The 16,954-nt window shown below is 64.1% G+C and carries 14 protein-coding genes; 4 read left to right on the top strand and 10 right to left on the bottom strand.

Annotated elements, in window-relative coordinates; genetic code table 11:
* Positions 1–110: 110 nt before the first annotated feature.
* From AABA84_RS30330 to AABA84_RS30310, 5 genes are all read right to left on the bottom strand, one after another.
* Positions 111–3,206 (bottom strand): MexW/MexI family multidrug efflux RND transporter permease subunit, encoded by a 3,096-nt coding sequence (locus tag AABA84_RS30330; protein WP_212248019.1) that lies wholly within the window; start codon positions 3,204–3,206, stop codon positions 111–113.
* A 70-nt stretch (positions 3,207–3,276) separates the two neighbouring features.
* The gene (locus tag AABA84_RS30325) at positions 3,277–4,470 is read right to left on the bottom strand and encodes an efflux RND transporter periplasmic adaptor subunit (RefSeq protein WP_212248017.1); all 1,194 of its coding nucleotides are present in this window, start codon (positions 4,468–4,470) and stop codon (positions 3,277–3,279) included.
* A 1-nt stretch (position 4,471) separates the two neighbouring features.
* A complete protein-coding gene (locus tag AABA84_RS30320) occupies positions 4,472–5,158 on the bottom strand; it encodes a TetR/AcrR family transcriptional regulator (protein ID WP_212248008.1) in 687 nt (228 codons plus the stop codon).
* Between the two features lie 160 nt (positions 5,159–5,318).
* Entirely contained in the window at positions 5,319–5,909 is a 591-nt protein-coding gene (locus tag AABA84_RS30315; protein ID WP_212248006.1) for a thiamine pyrophosphate-dependent enzyme, read from the bottom strand.
* Entirely contained in the window at positions 5,906–6,448 is a 543-nt protein-coding gene (locus AABA84_RS30310; protein WP_212248005.1) for a phosphonopyruvate decarboxylase, read from the bottom strand. Before AABA84_RS30310 ends, AABA84_RS30315 begins: the two co-directional genes overlap by 4 nt.
* Positions 6,449–6,553: 105 nt before the next feature.
* Between AABA84_RS30310 and AABA84_RS30305 the strand changes: the two genes are divergently transcribed.
* The 3 genes from AABA84_RS30305 to AABA84_RS30295 all read left to right on the top strand — a co-directional run bounded on the left by AABA84_RS30305 (position 6,554) and on the right by AABA84_RS30295 (position 11,136).
* On the top strand, positions 6,554–7,774 hold the full coding sequence (locus AABA84_RS30305) for a cytochrome P450 (protein ID WP_338313958.1): 1,221 nt from the start codon (positions 6,554–6,556) through the stop codon (positions 7,772–7,774).
* A 193-nt stretch (positions 7,775–7,967) separates the two neighbouring features.
* Positions 7,968–9,182, top strand: a complete 1,215-nt coding sequence (gene rocD / locus AABA84_RS30300) for an ornithine--oxo-acid transaminase (protein ID WP_338313957.1) — start codon at positions 7,968–7,970, stop codon at positions 9,180–9,182.
* Between the two features lie 583 nt (positions 9,183–9,765).
* Positions 9,766–11,136 (top strand): Spy/CpxP family protein refolding chaperone, encoded by a 1,371-nt coding sequence (locus AABA84_RS30295; protein WP_338313956.1) that lies wholly within the window; start codon positions 9,766–9,768, stop codon positions 11,134–11,136.
* 41 nt (positions 11,137–11,177) lie between these two features.
* On the opposite strand, the gene AABA84_RS30290 is transcribed toward AABA84_RS30295, so the two are convergent.
* Positions 11,178–11,423 (bottom strand): hypothetical protein, encoded by a 246-nt coding sequence (locus AABA84_RS30290; protein WP_338313955.1) that lies wholly within the window; start codon positions 11,421–11,423, stop codon positions 11,178–11,180.
* A 497-nt stretch (positions 11,424–11,920) separates the two neighbouring features.
* Here AABA84_RS30290 and AABA84_RS30285 point away from each other — a divergent pair, with 497 nt between their 5' ends.
* Positions 11,921–12,091: an RNA polymerase sigma factor region1.1 domain-containing protein gene (locus AABA84_RS30285; RefSeq protein WP_212248001.1), complete on the top strand. Its 171-nt coding sequence runs from the start codon at positions 11,921–11,923 to the stop codon at positions 12,089–12,091.
* A gap of 89 nt (positions 12,092–12,180) precedes the next feature.
* Here the strand turns inward: AABA84_RS30285 and AABA84_RS30280 are convergent, their stop codons facing one another.
* The 4 genes from AABA84_RS30280 to AABA84_RS30265 form a co-directional block, all read right to left on the bottom strand.
* On the bottom strand, positions 12,181–13,044 hold the full coding sequence (locus AABA84_RS30280; protein ID WP_212247999.1) for a sugar phosphate isomerase/epimerase family protein: 864 nt from the start codon (positions 13,042–13,044) through the stop codon (positions 12,181–12,183).
* Positions 13,044–14,234, bottom strand: a complete 1,191-nt coding sequence (locus AABA84_RS30275) for a dihydrodipicolinate synthase family protein (protein WP_338313954.1) — start codon at positions 14,232–14,234, stop codon at positions 13,044–13,046. The genes AABA84_RS30280 and AABA84_RS30275 overlap by 1 nt, the downstream gene beginning before the upstream one ends.
* A 129-nt stretch (positions 14,235–14,363) precedes the next feature.
* A complete protein-coding gene (locus AABA84_RS30270) occupies positions 14,364–15,515 on the bottom strand; it encodes a Gfo/Idh/MocA family protein (RefSeq protein WP_338309118.1) in 1,152 nt (383 codons plus the stop codon).
* Positions 15,512–16,909 carry a hypothetical protein gene (locus AABA84_RS30265; protein ID WP_338313953.1) on the bottom strand — a complete coding sequence of 466 codons (1,398 nt, stop codon included), beginning with the start codon at positions 16,907–16,909 and terminating at the stop codon, positions 15,512–15,514. The genes AABA84_RS30270 and AABA84_RS30265 overlap by 4 nt, the downstream gene beginning before the upstream one ends.
* Positions 16,910–16,954 lie beyond the last annotated feature (45 nt).

The raw sequence follows: 16,954 nt of genomic DNA, 5'->3' as shown, positions 1-16,954 counted from the left end.
AAGCGCGGGATAAGGCCCCCGCCCATTGAAACCGGCGCCCGGGCGCAACGAAAAAGGGCGGCAGCGGACCCGCCGCTGCCGCCCTCTGGATCGCTTGCTAGCCAGCGGCTTCAGGTCGGCCGCAGGGCCTTGGAGCCGAGGTCGAGCTCGTTGACCTGCTTGTTCCGCTCGGAATCGGCCGCCGCGCGATGGTCGGTCGCCAGCACCACGTAGACCGCGGGCAGCACGAACAGCGTGAACAGCGTGCCGATCGACATGCCGGCGACGACGACCAGGCCGATCGAGAAGCGGCTGGCCGCGCCCGCGCCGGACGCGGTCAGGAGCGGGATCAGGCCGGTCACCATCGCTGCCGTCGTCATCAGGATCGGCCGCAGGCGGATGCGGGCCGACATTTCGATGGCCGAGCGGCGGTCGAGCCGCTCGTTGACCTGGAGCTCGTTGGCGAACTCCACCATCAGGATGCCGTGCTTGGTGATCAGGCCGACCAGGGTGAGCAGACCGACCTGGGTGTAGATGTTCATGGTCGCCACGCCGAAGAACAGCGGGATCAGCGCACCGACGATCGCCATCGGCACCGAGATCATGATCACCAATGGGTCACGCAAGCTCTCGAACTGCGCGGCCAGCACCAGGAAGATGATGATCAGCGCGAAGCCGAAGGTGATCGCGAGCTGATTGCCTTCCTGCACGTACTGCCTGGAGTCCGCGAGATAGTCGTGGCTGAAGCCTTGCGGCAGCTTCTTGGCCTCGCTTTCGAGGAAGTCGACTGCCGCGCCGACGGTCACGCCGGGCATCGGCACGGCCGAGAACGTCGCCGAATTGAGCTGATTGTAGTGCGTCAGCGAATTCGGATCGGTCTTGGTCTCGATCGACACCACCGTCGACAGCGGAAGCTGCTGGCCGGTGTTGGTCGTCACATAGAAGCCGCCGAGCGATTCCGGCGACAGCCGCTTGGCGCGAGGCACCTGCGGGATCACCTGGTAGGACCGGCCCTCCAGATTGAAGCGATTGACGTAGTTGCCGCCGAGCAGCACCGCGAGCGTGGCGCCGAGGTTCTGCATGTTGACGCCGAGATCCTGGGCTTTGCTGCGATCGATCGTCACCTTCACGTTCGGCTGGTTGTAGGCAAGATCGCTGTCGGAGACGATGAACATGCCGCTCTTGCGCGCAGCGTCCTTCAGCTTCTCCATCTGCTCATAGACCGTCTGGAACCCGGCGGTGGAATTGATCACCATCTGCACCGGCAAGCCGCCGGGCCCACCCGGCAGCGGCGGCAGGTTGAACGCGAAGGCCTGCACGCCCTCGATCTTGGAGAGCTCGGCCTGCACCAGCGGCTTCAACTGGATCGACGAGCGCTTGCGCTCCTCCCAGGGCTTGAGCAGCATGCCGGCGATGCCGCCCTGCGGGCCGTTGATGCCGTTAAGTACGAAACGCAGATCGGTCTCGGGGAATTTCGAAAATTCCTTGTCGAGCTTCTCACCGTAGAAATCGACATAGTCGATGTTGGCGTATTTCGGCGCCTTGGTCACCGCGAACACGATGCCCTGGTCTTCTTCGGGCGCCAGCTCCTTCGACGTGTGCATGTAGAGGAAGCCGACGAGCCCGAGAATCGTCACCGCGAACAGGCCCGTGATGGCCTTGTAGTCGAGCGAGCGGTCGAGCCTGCGGCCATACCAGCGCGTCAGTGCACCGAATACCTTGTTGATGACCTTGGCGAAGCGGCCCTCTTCGGTGTTCTTGAGCAGCACCGAGCACATCATCGGCGACAATGTCAGCGCGATCACGCCCGACACGATCACCGAGCCGGCCAGCGTGAAGGCGAATTCGCGGAACAGCGAACCGGTGAGGCCGCCAAGGAAGCCGATCGGGGCGTACACCGCGGCGAGCGTGATGGTCATCGAAATGATCGGGCCGACGATCTCGCGCGCGCCTTCCAGCGACGCCTGGACCGGCGTCTTGCCCTCCTCCAGATGGCGATGGATGTTCTCCACCACGACGATGGCGTCGTCGACCACGAGGCCGATTGCGAGCACCATCGCGAGCAGGGTCAAAAGGTTGAAGCTGAATCCCAGCGCCAGCATCAGGGTGCAGACGCCGATCATCGACAGCGGGATGGTGACGACGGGAATGATGACCGACCGCAGCGAGGCCAGGAACAGGAAGATGACCACGATCACGATGATCACGGCTTCGCCGAGCGTCTTCTCCACCTCGTCGATCGAGGATTGGATGAACTTGGTCGAGTCGTAGGCGACCTTCATCTTCATCGACGGCGGCAGGTTGCGCTCGAGTTCGGGGAACAGCGCGCGCACGCCCTTGACCAGAGTCAATGGGTTGCCCTGCGGGGTTGCCTGCACACCGATGAAGATCGCGTGCTCGCCGTTGAAGGCGACGCTCGCATCCGTGCTTTGGGCGGCAAGCTCGACGGTGCCGATGTCCTCCATCCGCACGAAGCCGCCGTCCTTGGCCTTGACGATCATCTTCTTGAACTGGTTGACGTCGGTCAGGCCGGTGTTCGTCGAGACGTTCGAGACGATGAGATAGCCCTTGGTCTGACCGGCCGCGGACTGGAAGTTGTTGGCCGTGATCGCCGCCGCGACGTCGGCCGGCGACACGTTGCGGCCCGCCATCTTCTCGGGATCGAGCCACAGCCGCATCGCGAAGGTCTGCCCGCCGAGAATGTCGGCGGAAGCCACGCCGTCGACGGTCGACAGCACCGGCTGCACCACACGCGTCAGATAATCCGAGATCGCCGAGCCCGAGAGCTCCTCGGACGAGAAGCCGAGATACATCACGGCCGTGGTCTGGCCCGTGGTCTTGGTGACGATCGGGTCGTTGGATTCCTTCGGGATCAGGTATTTGACCGAATTCGTCTTCGCCAGCACCTCGGTGAGCGCCTGGTTCGGATCGAAGTTCAGCTTGATGTAGACCTGAATCGTCGAGGTACCGAGCACCGAGGACGAGGTGATGTAGTCGACGCCCTCGGCGGACGCGACCGCCTGCTCGATCGGCGTGGTGATGAAGCCCTGGATCAGGTCCGCGGACGCGCCCGGATAGACGGTCGTGATGTTGATGACCGTGTTCGACAGCTTGGGATATTGCCGGATCGGCAGCACCATCGCCGCGCGCAGGCCGATCAGCAGGATCAACAGGCTGACGACGACCGACAGGACCGGGCGTTTGATGAAGATGTCGGTAAAGCGCATCGCGGCGATCTCGATTTATATGTCTCAAGAAAAGTGATCCGGCCGAGCCGGATCACTTGAGTGTCATGGATCAGTAGCGCGGCGGCTGCGCCGGGATCTGCGGAGCCGGGTCGGTCGAAATCGACACCGCCGCGCCCGATTGCAGCTTGAGCTGGCCGACGGCGACGACCTTGTCGCCCGCCTTCACGCCCTTGATGATTTCGACGCGACCTTCGACCCGGCTGCCGGTCTGCACGAAGGTGCGCACCGCGGACAGGCTGGTCTTGCCGTCGGCTTCCTTCTTCTCGGTGATCACGAACACCGAGTCGCCGTACAGCGTGTAGTCGACCGCCGTCTCCGGAACGGTGATCACGGCCGGCTTGTTCGGCAGCACCACCGTGGTGCTCACGAACATGCCGGGCTTCAGGATCTTCTCCGGATTGGCGATCGTCGCCTGCACGCGGATGTTGCGGGTGTCGGTCGAGATCTGCGGTTCGATCGTGGTGATCTTGCCTTCGAAGATGCGGCCCGGATAGGCGTCGACCTTCAACCTGACAGTCTGGCCGACCTTGAGGCTGCCGGAATCCTTTTCCGTCACGGTGAAGTTGGCCCACAGCTCGGAAAGGTCGGTCAGCGACACGATCGCCGTACCGGCCGTCAGATATTGGCCGACCTCGACCTTGCGCATGCCGAGATCTCCGGAGAACGGCGCGCGCACCAGCTTCTGCGAAATCAGCGCTTCGGTCTTGGCGATGCCGGCCTGCGCCTGGTCATAGGCGGCCTGCGCGGTATCGACGGTCGCCTGCGGACCGAACTGGCGCGAGGCCAGCTGCTTGGCGCGATCGAGCGACAGCTGCGCCACGGTCGCCTGGGCCTTGTAATTGGCAAGGTCGCCCTGCTCCGGTGCGTCGAACAGCTGCACCAGCGGCGTGCCGGCCTCAATTCGCGTGCCCGGCTCGAACTTGATCTCGGTGACGCGGCCGTTGACGTCGGCACTCACATCGACCTGGTGCACGGCGACGAGGCCGCCGACCGCGGTGAGCAGGTTCGGCACCACCTCGGACTTGGCCTCGGCCGCGCTGACGGCGGTCGGCGGCGGCTTGTTGTTGGCGAAGAACTGCTTGATCATCTGGCCGCGGAAATAATTGAACCAGACGAGGCCACCGACCAGCGCCGCCAGCAGCGTGCCGATGATGACGAACCAGAGCACCGGCCGGACCGGACGCTTGGGAGCCTTGTTGTCGATCGGTTCGCCCGAAATCTTGTGTTCGGTTACGATGTTCATGTCATGCACTCTCTGCAATCGCCGTCTTGCCGGCATCCGCGACCTGATTGTGGCTCAGATGCGAAGCAATTGCGGCGTCGTTAAGTCCGATACCCCTCAGGAGAAACTCACACAGCTGCCGCTCGAGGTCGTCAGCCTTGCCGTAAGCGAGGCAGGGCGTGGCCGGCAGCCTGGTCAGCGCCGCAGTCACCACCGAGTGATGCGCAAACCAGAACAGGTTGAGCGGATCGCCGCTGCATAGCCGCGCGTCCCCGGCGGCAACGGCACGTTCGAGCGAGGAGACGAAGATCGCCCCGATCAGCGTCTCGATCTTGGCATACAGCAAGCGGGCGAATTCGCCATCATCCAAATGGCTGGTGGCCATCAGTCGCAGGCGCTGGGCCTCTTCCTGATCGGGACCATCAGCGATGTGCAGGAAATGCTCGACCATGCCGCGGATCACTTCGACCAGCGTGGCGGTCGAAGGCTCCCGTTCGAGAAGCTCGGTGAGCGCCGGGTCCGCCTCGCATTCGTCGCTGAGGATTTCGGCGTAGAGCGCCGCCTTGGACGGGAAATGCTTGAACAGCAACGCCTCGGAAATGGCAGCGGCAGCCGCCACGCTCTTGGTCGTGGTGCCGGTATAGCCATGTCGGGCAAAGCAGCGCTTCGCGGCTCCGAGGATCAATTGACGCCTCAGGTCGCTCGTCATACGCAATGAGCTCATGCTAGTGAGTAAGCACTCACCCACGCAAAAAGTCAAGCACTATGTTGCATCGCAACCTGAATGCATTGTTAATTTAGTCGAGATTGCCCCGCCTGCACGGCCTGCGCGCAGGACCTGGGCGCCGGTGGGACTGGACAGGCCCGCCCTAGATTGGCTGGAAGCCGAGGTCGCCGCGAATCCGGTTGACGATGTAAGTCCCGTCCCGGCTTGGCAAAATCCGCTCCAGGCTGGCGCTGTCGATCTTCATATTGGCAAAACGCGGCCCGGCAGAGACGTCGTGAACGGCTTTGGCAAAGGCCTCGACCCCGGCCATGGTCGTGATCGACTGGCTGTCTTCGATGCCGCAAGCCTTCGCGACACCGACGAGGTCAGCGGCAGCCGAGGTGTGGCTGGTCTGGCCGCCGGTCTCGCCATAGGCCTCGTTGTCGAGCACTGCGATCGAGAGGTTGGGAGGCTTTTGCAGGCCGATGGTGGCAAGGCTGCCCAGGCCCATCAGCATCTCGCCGTCGCCGGTGATGACCAGCACCGGCAGTTTTGGCTGCGCCAGCGCGAGCCCCAGCCCGATCATCGCGGCGCCACCCATGCCGCCCCAGAGGTAAAAGTTGCGGGCGTGGTCGCCGGCCGCGCAGATGTCGTTGGTCGAGGCCCCCAGGCCTCCGATCGCAACGACGTCCTTGCGGTCCGCGAGCAGCGTGGACACCACCTGGCGGCGGTCGAGGAGATTGGCCTTGCTCATTTGATGAAAACCTTGGCGCCGATCAGGCGCTGCGACAGCAGGACGGCGGTGGGCGTCAGCGCGTTGTAGGCTTGCGATGCCGCGGCTTCGATCACGGCGGGGACTTCAGCCGCGCTGGAGGCCCGCAGCACCTGGACACCCGACAGCTCGAACACGCCCTGCGTGGTCGATCCCATCGGCACCTGCCACGGATTGAACTCGCCCCACTCGCCGCGCATGGTCACGAGCGTGAGGAACGGAAAGCGCAGGATCGGGATCAGCGACAGCATGTTGATGCAATTGCCGACGCCGCTCGATTGCATCAGCAACGCGCCGCGCTGTCCGCCGGCCCAGGCGCCCGCGAGCAGCGCCACGCCCTCCTCCTCCGTCGTGAGCGGAATCCCGCGCATCGTGGAGGAGTCCAGCACGCGCTGGATCAGTTTCGAATGACCGGCGTCGGGCACGTAAGGTACCTGCCGGACGTCGAAGCGTTGCAAGGTCGCGAAAATATCGTCTGGCCAATTCGGGGCCGTGTCTGCAGCGTCAGCGCGGGCGTGCATTTTCCTGTCCGGTCGGCTAGCAAGGTAAGCAGACTGTAGACGCATGCATGCGCCGACCAGAACAACAAAAACGGCATAACGGCTTTAACCGGCGAGTATAACGGGATGAACGCAGACGCGAAGGAGCTGGCGGCGAGCTTCGACCTCGAGAAGCTGACGCCCGAGTTCTACGACAACCCCTACCCGACCTATCGTGCACTGCGGGAGAACGAGCCGGTCAAGCGCCTGCGCAGCGGCACCGTGTTCCTGACCCGCTATGACGATCTCGTCACCACCTACAAGAACACCAAGTCTTTCGGCTCGGACAAGAAGCGCGAGTTCGCGCCGAAATACGGCGACTCCCCGCTCTACGAGCATCACACCACCAGCCTCGTCTTCAACGATCCGCCGGCGCATACCCGCGTGCGCCGCCTGATCATGGGCGCGCTGTCGCCGCGGGCGATCGCCGGCATGGAGTCTGACATCGTCAAGCTGGTCGATGGCCTGCTCGACGCCATCGCGGCCAAGGGGGCTTGCGAGCTGATCGAGGATTTCGCCGCGTCCATTCCCATCGAGGTGATCGGCAATCTGCTCGACGTGCCCCACGACGAACGCGGGCCGCTGCGCGACTGGTCGCTGGCGATCCTGGGTGCGCTCGAACCCGTCGTGTCGCCCGAGCTCGCCGCGCGCGGCAACAAGGCGGTGACGGATTTTCTCAGCTATCTCCAGACGCTGGTTGCACGCCGGCGCGACAAGCCCGGCAATCCCGAGCGCGACGTGCTGACGCGCCTGATCCAGGGTGAGGAGAATGGCGAGCGGTTGACAGAAAAGGAGCTGCTGCACAATTGCATCTTCCTGCTCAATGCCGGGCACGAGACCACCACCAACCTGATCGGCAACGGCCTCGTGGCGCTGGACCGCAATCCGGACCAGAAGCAGCGCCTGATCGGCAATCCCGACATGATCAAGACCGCCGTCGAAGAGATGCTGCGTTACGAGAGCTCCAACCAGCTCGGCAACCGCATGACCACGGAAAAGGTCGAGCTCGGCGGCGTCACGCTCGAGGCCGGCACGTCGGTGACGCTGTGCATCGGGGCGGCCAACCGCGATCCCGCGCAGTTTCCGGACCCCGAGAGCTTCGACATCGCGCGCACGCCGAACCGGCATCTCGCCTTCGCCACCGGCGCGCATCAATGCGCCGGCATGGCGCTGGCGCGGCTGGAAGGCGCGATTGCGATCTCGCGCTTCCTGGCGCGCTTCCCGCATTATGCCGTGAGCGGGCAGCCGGTGCGGGGCGGTCGGGTGCGGTTTCGCGGCTTCTTGAGCGTCCCCTGTGCGCTTCGCTGAGGGCGCGACAACAAAAACTGCGAAAACAACCCCATGCACAGTAGGGAACCCTCTGATACTTTTGGCAAATCAGATCGGCTACACCATCGGACGCATGAAGACTTCCAAGGCGGCAGGTTGATACCCAGATCAAGCTGAAGGCCGGCGGTGCAGCCGGTTGGCACCGCCGCGCGCAGCAATGGAGTGACGACAGATGAGCTCGTCGGTCATTGATTTCGTCGCAACGGAACAACGCTTTGGGGCCCATAATTACGAGCCGATCGGGGTCGTCCTGTCGCGCGGCGAAGGTGTCTGGGTCTGGGATACCGAAGGCAACCGCTATCTCGATTGCCTCTCGGCCTATTCGGCGGTCAGCCAGGGCCACTGCCACCCCAAGATCCTGGCGGCGATGATCGAACAGGCGCACAGGCTGACGCTCACCTCGCGCGCCTTCCACAACGACCAGCTCGCCCCCTTCTACGAAGAGATCGCGGCGCTGACCGGCTCCCACAAGGTGCTGCCGATGAACAGCGGCGCCGAGGCGGTCGAAAGCGCGATCAAGTCGGTGCGCAAATGGGGCTATGAGGTGAAGGGCGTGCCGGACGGCCAGGCCGAGATCATCGTCTGCGCCAACAATTTTCACGGACGCACGCTGGGCATCGTCGGCTTTTCAACCGACCCCGACACACGCACACATTTCGGGCCGTTCGCGCCGGGCTTCAGGGTCATCCCGTTCGGCGACGCCGCGGCGCTGGAAGCAGCAATCACGCCAAATACCGTCGCCTTTCTGGTCGAGCCGATCCAGGGCGAAGCCGGTGTCATCCTTCCTCCAGCCGGCTATTTCACTGAGGTGCGGGAGCTCTGCACCGCCAACAACGTGATGCTGGTGCTCGACGAGATCCAGACCGGGCTCGGCCGCACCGGCAAGCTTCTCGCCGAACAGCACGAGGGAATCGAGGCGGACGTGACGCTGCTCGGCAAGGCCTTGTCCGGCGGCTTCTATCCGGTGTCGGCCGTGCTCTCGAACAACGACGTGCTCGGGACATTGAGGCCCGGCCAGCACGGTTCGACGTTTGGCGGCAATCCGCTGGCCTGCGCGGTGGCGCGCGCGGCGCTGCGCGTGCTGACCGAGGAAGGCATGATCGAGAACGCGGCCAGGCAGGGCGCGCGCTTTCTGGAAGGCTTGAAAGACATTCGCGCCAACACGATCCGCGAGGTGCGCGGACGCGGCTTGATGCTCGCGGTCGAGCTGCATCCCGAGGCCGGCCGCGCTCGCCGCTACTGCGAGGCGCTTCAGGGCATGGGCATCCTCGCCAAGGATACCCATGAGCAAACGATCCGTATCGCTCCGCCGCTGGTAATCACAAGCGACCAGGTCGACTGGGCGCTGGAGCGGCTCGCCAGCACCCTGACGCAGGATTTCTCCTGAGGCTGCCTGCGTCGGAAGATCGCAATGCCGGCCGCGGCCAACAACGAACGATTCCGCCAGCTGTGCGTTGAACGTCGTGGGCGATTACGAGCTGGGAGCGACAATCATGCTTCCGCATGGCGCTTGCCTTACGGCTGCTTTAGTCGGTGTCTCGATGCTGGCGACGAGCGTCGGCGCGCTCGCCCAAGGACCCGGCCAGGGACATGGAAGGGGCGGTCCGGCCGCAGCGCCGGCGGCACGGCCAGCAGCACCACCGGCCATGGCCCGACCGGCGGGGCCGCCAGCCATGGCACGTCCCGCCGCTCCGGCATTCCATCCACCGGCCATGCCGCAGCGACCGGCCATGGCGCCGCACCCGGCGCCCCACCTCGCCGCACCGCCGCCGCGTCCGGCTCCCCATTTTGTTGCAGCACCACCGCCGCGAGCGGCCCCGCACGTGGCGGCGCCGCGACCTGAATTCCACCGGGCGCCGGCAGCGCCACAACGTCCGGCCATGGCCCCGCGGCCGACGCCGCATATCGCCGCCCCCTCGCGCCCAAGCGCGCCACCGGCTGTGAGCGCGCGGCCGTCGCGACAGGAGCAGATGGAACAGCGCGCGCAGCAACACCAGCAGCAGATCCAGCAGCGACAGCAAATCGTGCAGCAGCGGCAGCGCGAGACGCTTACACGTCAGAGCTCGGAACGGCAAAGCCGTATCGATCGGATGCAACAGCGCGTGCAGCAATTGCAGTCGCAGAAGCCTGAAGGCGTGCGGGCGCAACGTGCACAGGAGCGGACGCTGCAGACCCAGAACCGCCTGCTCCAGCGCGAACAGAGCATGCAGCAGCGCGATCAGGCGCGCCTGCAGCGGTTGGGCCCTGAGTCCACCACAGTTGGGCGAGCCGCCACTGCCGCCGCCGTGCAGGCGGCCGAGCGCGGGCGATTTGCCGAGCGCTTCCGCGAGCAAGCCCCTGCGCAAGCCCAGGCAGCGCTCACCACCCGCCAGAGCGGCTGGGCTCCCCGGCAGGCCTGGCGACACCGCCATCCCGCGGTGTTCGTGGCGTGGCTTGGGCCGGTGTTCTGGCCTTACGCCTATTCCGACATTTTTGACTACACGTTCTGGTCCTATGCTTACGAGCCCGGCTATTGGGCGTACGCATATGACGACTTCGTCGACACCGTGTTCTGGGGTGGTGACAGCCCCTATTCCGCCTATGCCAGCACCAACCCGTATGACTATCCGCAAGCCGGTGGCAGCAGCCGCGCCCGTCCGCGCGCGAGCGTGAGCCCGCAAACACTACAGCAATTGTGCGGCACACCGGACAAGGGCGTCACCGCCTGGCCGCTTGCCGATATCGCGAAAGCGGTGCGGCCGACGCCAGAGCAACGCGCGTTGCTCGACGAATTGAAGACCGCGGCGGCCAACGCTGCCGGCGTGTTCAAGGACTCCTGCGCGGAGACTTATGCACTGACGCCACCTGGTCGCTTGCGCGCGATGATGAACCGCATCAGCGCGACGCTGGAAGCCGTCAAGATCGTGCGACCGGCACTGGAGAATTTCTACAACTCGCTCAGTGACGAGCAGCGGGCCAGCTTCAACGCGCTCGGTCCCAATGTCGGCGAGCGCTCGCCGCAGCAGCAAGCCAACGTCGAGGGCTGCGGTGATCCGAAATCCGGCCTGTCCCAGCTGCCAATCCAAAGGATCGAGGCTGTGCTGCACCCCGCCGGCAAGCAGAAGGAGGCGCTCGACCGCCTCGGCGAAGCGACGGCGAAGGGCGTTCAGGACCTCCAGGCAGCCTGCCCCAACGAAGTGCCCCTGACGCCAGTCGGGCGGCTGGAGGCGATGCAGCACCGGCTCGAGGCCATGCTGACGACCGCCAGGCTGGTCGAACCCGCCCTGGACGAGTTTTATGCCACGTTGAGCAGCGAGCAGAAGGCACGCTTCAACACGCTGCAGCAGGTCGCAAGCCCGTAAGGGAAGCGCTCGCATTCTCCCGTTGCAATTGCGCAGCGGCCTCACGTGGCGGAAATCGTCTCCCGTCGAGCGTCATTCGTGCTTGTGATCGTTTGAGGCCGCTCCATCTCGTTCGAGCTAGCGGCGTTGCACTCTTGGAAGTGAGAAGACAGCACGAGTTCGGCCAGGTGATCCCAGTACTCTGCTTCTGCGAGCAGCTTCCATTTCTTCATGCTGTTGTACGCGGCCTGTTGACGGCACAGCGAACCCATCGCACGCAAGCGTCGCACCTTCTCAACTGCCTCCACTGCGAACCTCCCTTCGCGCTCGCTTTTTTGCAGCGCATTTGTGTTGTCACAACTTCGCAGATTGAATTGACGAGTGATAGTCCGGTGTTTGACGGTGAATCGATGATAGCGCAATCGTCTGACTTTTCAGCTAGTGGGCCGAATGACACGTGCATTGACGACAGCAAAGTCGCTCGCCTTGCCACGTCGGTCACAACAATTGTCCCGACGATTGCACGTCGGGGTCATTCCAGATCATCAGGCACGGGTCCATCCGCCGTCCCTGATGATCGTTGATGCCACTGATTACCGCATCCGATCTGGCGCAGACTGTGGCACCCGGGTGATGACATTCTGCCTCAAAGCCGATGGCTGTCCACCTCTCGTTGGTGGTACTCCAACCGGCTCACTCGCCAAGCACGGGCTGCCCGCCGCGGCGCCGTATACGGCGTGGCCTCCTGTCCGCCGGGAAACCGACTCCCTCCCCGTATCGTAGAGGCTCCTGAAACGGAGATGACATGAGCGTGCCGGAAATCATTCGACAAGCCATCGAGATCGGTGAACGGAACGGCAAGATTACCTTCGATGAATTGAATCAACTGTGTGACAGTCGAGTACTAGGCCCCAAAGACATCGAACGCATTCTCAACGCTCTAAGCGAAGCAGGAATTTGGGTTGAGGGAGACTGAACCTGGCTCTGGCGCAAGCAGCGAGGAGAAGGCGCGCTTCAACACGCTGCAACAGGTCGCAAGCCCCATGAGGACGGCGCGCGTGGGACCTACACCACCGTCCGGTGCCGTTCGATGCAGGTCTGCAGCACCTCGTCCATCGGCTTGCCCCACCAATCGTGGGAGAAGATCTCGATCTCCGAATAGCCGGCGAAACCCTGCGCTTCGACCGCGTCACGCACCGACTTGATGTCGATGACGCCGTCGCCCATCATGCCGCGGTCGTTGAGGATGTCTTTCGTCGGCACCAGCCAGTCGCAAACATGGAACGCGAGCAGGCGATCTTGGCCGGCGCGCGCGATCTGGCCCATCAGCTCCGGGTCCCACCAGATGTGATAGACGTCGAGGGCGACGCCGAGCATGCCGGTACGATCAGGGTCGAGCCGATCGCAGATGTCGAGCGCCTGCTTTGTCGTGTTTACGCAGGCGCGGTCGGCAGCGTAAGCGGGATGCAGCGGCTCGATCGCCAGCGGCAGCTTAGCCTGCTTGGCGTAGTCGAGCATGTCGGCGAGCGCTTCTTCGACCTGCCCACGCGCCGCCACGAGATCCTTTGAGGTCTCGCTGCCCGGCCGCGAATATTGCGGCAGGCCGCCGACGACCAGAACGATGCAGGGCGCACCCAGCGCCTTGGCTTCATCGACGCAGCGGCGATTGTCGTCACGTACCTCCCCGCGGCGCGAGGCATCAGAGGTGAACATGCCGCCGCGGCAATAGCCCGACAATTCGAGGCCGGCGTCGCGCACGGCGCGCACTGCGCGATCGAGACCGACGGTCGCGACCTGGTCGCGCCAGGGATCAATGGCGCGGATGCCATGTTTCGCACAGGCGTTGATGATCTCGACAAGATCACCCTGCTTGCGAACGGTCGCCGTATTGAGAGACAGCCAGCGATGGTCGGACGAGAAATCGCGCATCAGGATTCGATACCGTGGGTGGCGAGCACGGTCTTCATCCGCTGCGTCGCGAGTTCAGGGTTGGCGAGCAGGCCGGCCTTGTCGGCCAGACGGAACAGCTCGGCCAGATGCAACGTTGAGCGCGTACTCTCCTGTCCCCCGACCATGGTGAAATGGTCCTGGTGGCCGTTGAGATACGCCATGAACACCACGCCGGTCTTGTAGAAGCGCGTTGGCGGCTTGAAGATGTGGCGCGACAGCGGCACTGTCGGCCCCAGCACGTCGTGGAAGCCGGCCTCGTCCCCGGCCGCCAGCCGCGACAGCGCGTAGGACGCCGCCGGCGCGATGGCATCGAAGATACCGAGCAGCGCGTGCGAAAAGCCTTCGCTGTCGCCGGCGATCAGCTCGGCGTAGTTGAAGTCGTCGCCGGTGTACATCTTGATGCGCTTGTCGAGGCGACGGCGCATGTCGATCTCGCGCTGCTTGTCGAGCAGCGAGACTTTCACGCCGTCGACCTTGGCGGCGTTGCCGTTGATGATGGCGACCGCCGTATCCATCGCCTTGTCGAGATCCCCGGTGCCCCAATAGCCCGACAGCGCCGGATCGAACATGTCGCCGAGCCAATGGATGATCACGGGCTGCGCTACCCCCGACAGCACGCGGTCATAGACCTTGGCGTAATCGTCGGCATTGCGGCCGAGTTTTGCCAGCGCACGCGACGCCATCAGAATGATGCGGCCACCGACCTTCTCGACCGCCGAGATCTGTTCCTCATAGGCGCGGATCACGTCGTCGAGGTTCCTGGCATCCTCAACCGCGAGATGGTCCGTGCCGGCGCCCGAGAACACCAGCGCGTTGCGGCGCTTGGCGGCGCCGACCGAACGCGTGATCAGCTCCAGCGAGGTCGGCCAGTCCAGACCCATGCCGCGCTGAGCGGTGTCCATGGCTTCGGCAACGCCGAGACCGAGGTCCCAGACGTGCTCGCGAAAGGCGATGGTCTTGTCCCAGTCGACGGCAGCCGCCAGCCAGGGATCGTTGTCGGCGAAGGGATCGGCGACCGTGTGCACGGCCGAGAAGGCGATGCGGTTCAGCGGCCCTTCGAGCTTTGCAGGGAACGTGCGCGAAGCCGCTAACCGGTAGGTCTCGATCGAGCGATCGGCCTTCGGCAATTTCAGCGACAATGACGACATCGGTTGGACGGGCTTGTTCATGATTTCGGACCTCTCCCCGTCATTGCGAGGAGCGAAGCGACGAGGCAATCCAGACTCTCGCCGCGGAGGCATTCTGGATTGCTTCGCTTCGCTCGCAATGACGGTATCAACACTTACTTTCTGCGGACCTCAGACCTTGATCGGCGCGACGTCGATCCAGCGCCGCTCCTTCCAGCTCTTCAGCGCGCACTCGGCGAGCTGCACGCCCTTGGCGCCTTCGAGCAGCGTGAACTTGTAGGGCGCATCCTCGTAGACGTGGCGGATGAACATCTCCCACTGCTCCTTGAAGCCGTTGTCGTAAGCGACGTTGTCGGGCACCTTCTGCCAGTCGCCGTAGAAATCGTGCAGCCGCTTCTCGTCGGGATTCCAGACCGGCCTCGGGGTAGCCTGCCGCGCCTGGATCATGCAGTCGGTGAGCCCCGCGACCGCCGAGCCCAACGTGCCGTCGACCTGGAAGGTGACGAGATCGTCGCGATAGACGCGCGTCACCCAGGACATGTTGATGTGCGCGATGACGCCGCCTTCGAGCTGGAAGGTCGCGTAGGCGGAATCATCCGCGGTCGCCTTGTACGTCTTGCCCTGCTCGTCGAAGCGCTCGGGGATGTCGGTATTGCCGATGCAGACCACGCTCTGGACGTTGCCGAAGAGGTTGTCGAGCACGTAACGCCAGTGGCAGACCATGTCGAGGATGATGCCGCCGCCGTCCTCGTCGCGGTAGTTCCAGGACGGCCGCTGCGCCTCCTGCCAACCACCTTCGAACACCCAATAGCCGAACTCGCCGCGCACCGAGAGAATGCGGCCGAAGAAGCCGCTATCGCGCAGGAACGCGATCTTCTTCAGGCCGGGAAGGAACAGCTTGTCCTGCACCGTGCCGTGCTTGACGCCCTTGGCGTTCGCAAGCTTCACGACCTCGAGCGCTTCTTCGAAGTTCGTCGCGATCGGCTTTTCGCAATAAACGTGCTTGCCGGCATTGATGGCCTGGGTCAGCAGGCCGGGGCGCGCTTGCGTGGTCGCGGCGTCGAAGAACATGGTGTCGTTCTTGTCGGCGAGCGCCGCGTCGAGGTCCGTGGTCCAGCGCGTGATGTTGTAGCGCTTGGCGAGCGCCTCGACCTTCTCGGCGCTGCGGCCGACCAGGATCGGATCGGGCATCACGCGGTCGCCGTTCTTCAGGCGGACGCCGCCCTGCTCGCGGATCGCGACGATCGAGCGGATCAGATGCTGGTTGAGCCCCATGCGGCCGGTGACGCCGTTCATGATGAGGCCGAGGCGTTGGGTGGTCATGTCAAATGCTCCTGAAGTGATCTTGGCTGTTCGAGCGGGCGGAGCGCCGACCAGTCCGGATGGACCGACGTCGCAAAGCCCGTTGCGTGAAGCGATCCCGTCAGGAGATCGCCGTCGTGAATGGAGAGGCGGATGCCCTGCCCGGCATCGGCATAGAGATCGGGATGCGCGGCCGCGAAGGCCCGCGCTTCAGTGGCGGGCGTCTCGCCGAAGCCGTCGACATAGTGATGGCCGTTGCGTTCGGCATGGGTGACGCCGATGAAGGCGCCGAGCGCGAGATCCTGCTGCACGGCAAGGCCGGCCTGGCAAGTGAGGTCCTCGCCGGTCACGAAGAACGTTTCAGCGCCGGTAGTCCATTGCGCGGCGCGGACCGCGTTAAGGATCGATTTGTAGAGACCCTTGCAGGATTTCGAGGAGATGCCGCGATAGCCGAGCGGCCTCATCGCCAGAAACGTTCCGTAGGAATCATCGGCTTCGTCGATGATGAAGTCACGCGTGGCGAGCGACCCGAGAGCTGTCTGGAATGTAATATCGCGCGGCATTGGCTGCTCGATGTAGAGAAGCCGGGTCGAGATTCCGTGCAGCGCTGCGTCGCCATCTAGGCGACCGATCAATGCACGCAAGGCGGCGAGGTCAGCGTACTGCTCGTTGGCGTCTAGCGAGACCTTGTAGTCACGCTCCAATTTGCCGAGCTCGTTGCCGATGCGGACCAGTCGAGCCGCATCTGCTTCCGGATCGCCCGAGAGCTTGAGCTTGAAATAGCGCGCCCCAGCGTTTTCGCGCACGTCCGCTACACCGCCCTCGCCCTCAATCTTGTCATCGAGGCCGACCGTGTGCCGGATGGCAACCCGCGGCAGAGGCGTCCGCCCCATCAGAAACCTGGCGATCTCGGCGCCGGTCAGATCGAGCGACATCCGCCCGTCGATCCCTGCGATGTTGTCGGCCATTCCATCGAAAAAACTGGCGCCAACCGCGCGCAGCAGCGCGTCGAGGATCGCCTTGTCGATTTCCGCCGGACCATAGCCCGCTGCAAGTGGCGGAATATTCTCGTCCGCACACGTCTTGACCTGGGCGCTGATGCACGACGCATGCAGACCGAACGCCGGCCGAAAACTCGTCTCCGCCAAATAAAGCTCGCGCGCGATCTCCAACGAACGGCGCAACTCGTCCACCGTCTGCGCCGGCGACAGCTCCGGCCGCTTGTCGAACCATTTTGGCACCAGCAGCTCGGCGCTTGCGCCGACGGCGCTTCCCTTGCCCTCGACCTCGATTTCGACCCGCACGAACAGCTGCGGCGTCGCATTGATGGTGATCGCACCGAAGCGGAACGGCCGCGCGAACTGCACGGAACGTTCGAAGAAGGCGATGTCTCGCAGCTTCAGGCGGGGTGACATGGTGCTACGGCCTGGCGAAGTTGGTAAGCGAGGTTTGGCCACGGG

Origin of the sequence: Bradyrhizobium sp. TM239, assembly GCF_036247985.1 — a bacterium.
GTDB classification, from domain to species: Bacteria; Pseudomonadota; Alphaproteobacteria; order Rhizobiales; family Xanthobacteraceae; genus Bradyrhizobium; species Bradyrhizobium ottawaense.
This window is presented reverse-complemented; position numbering and strand designations above follow the sequence as displayed.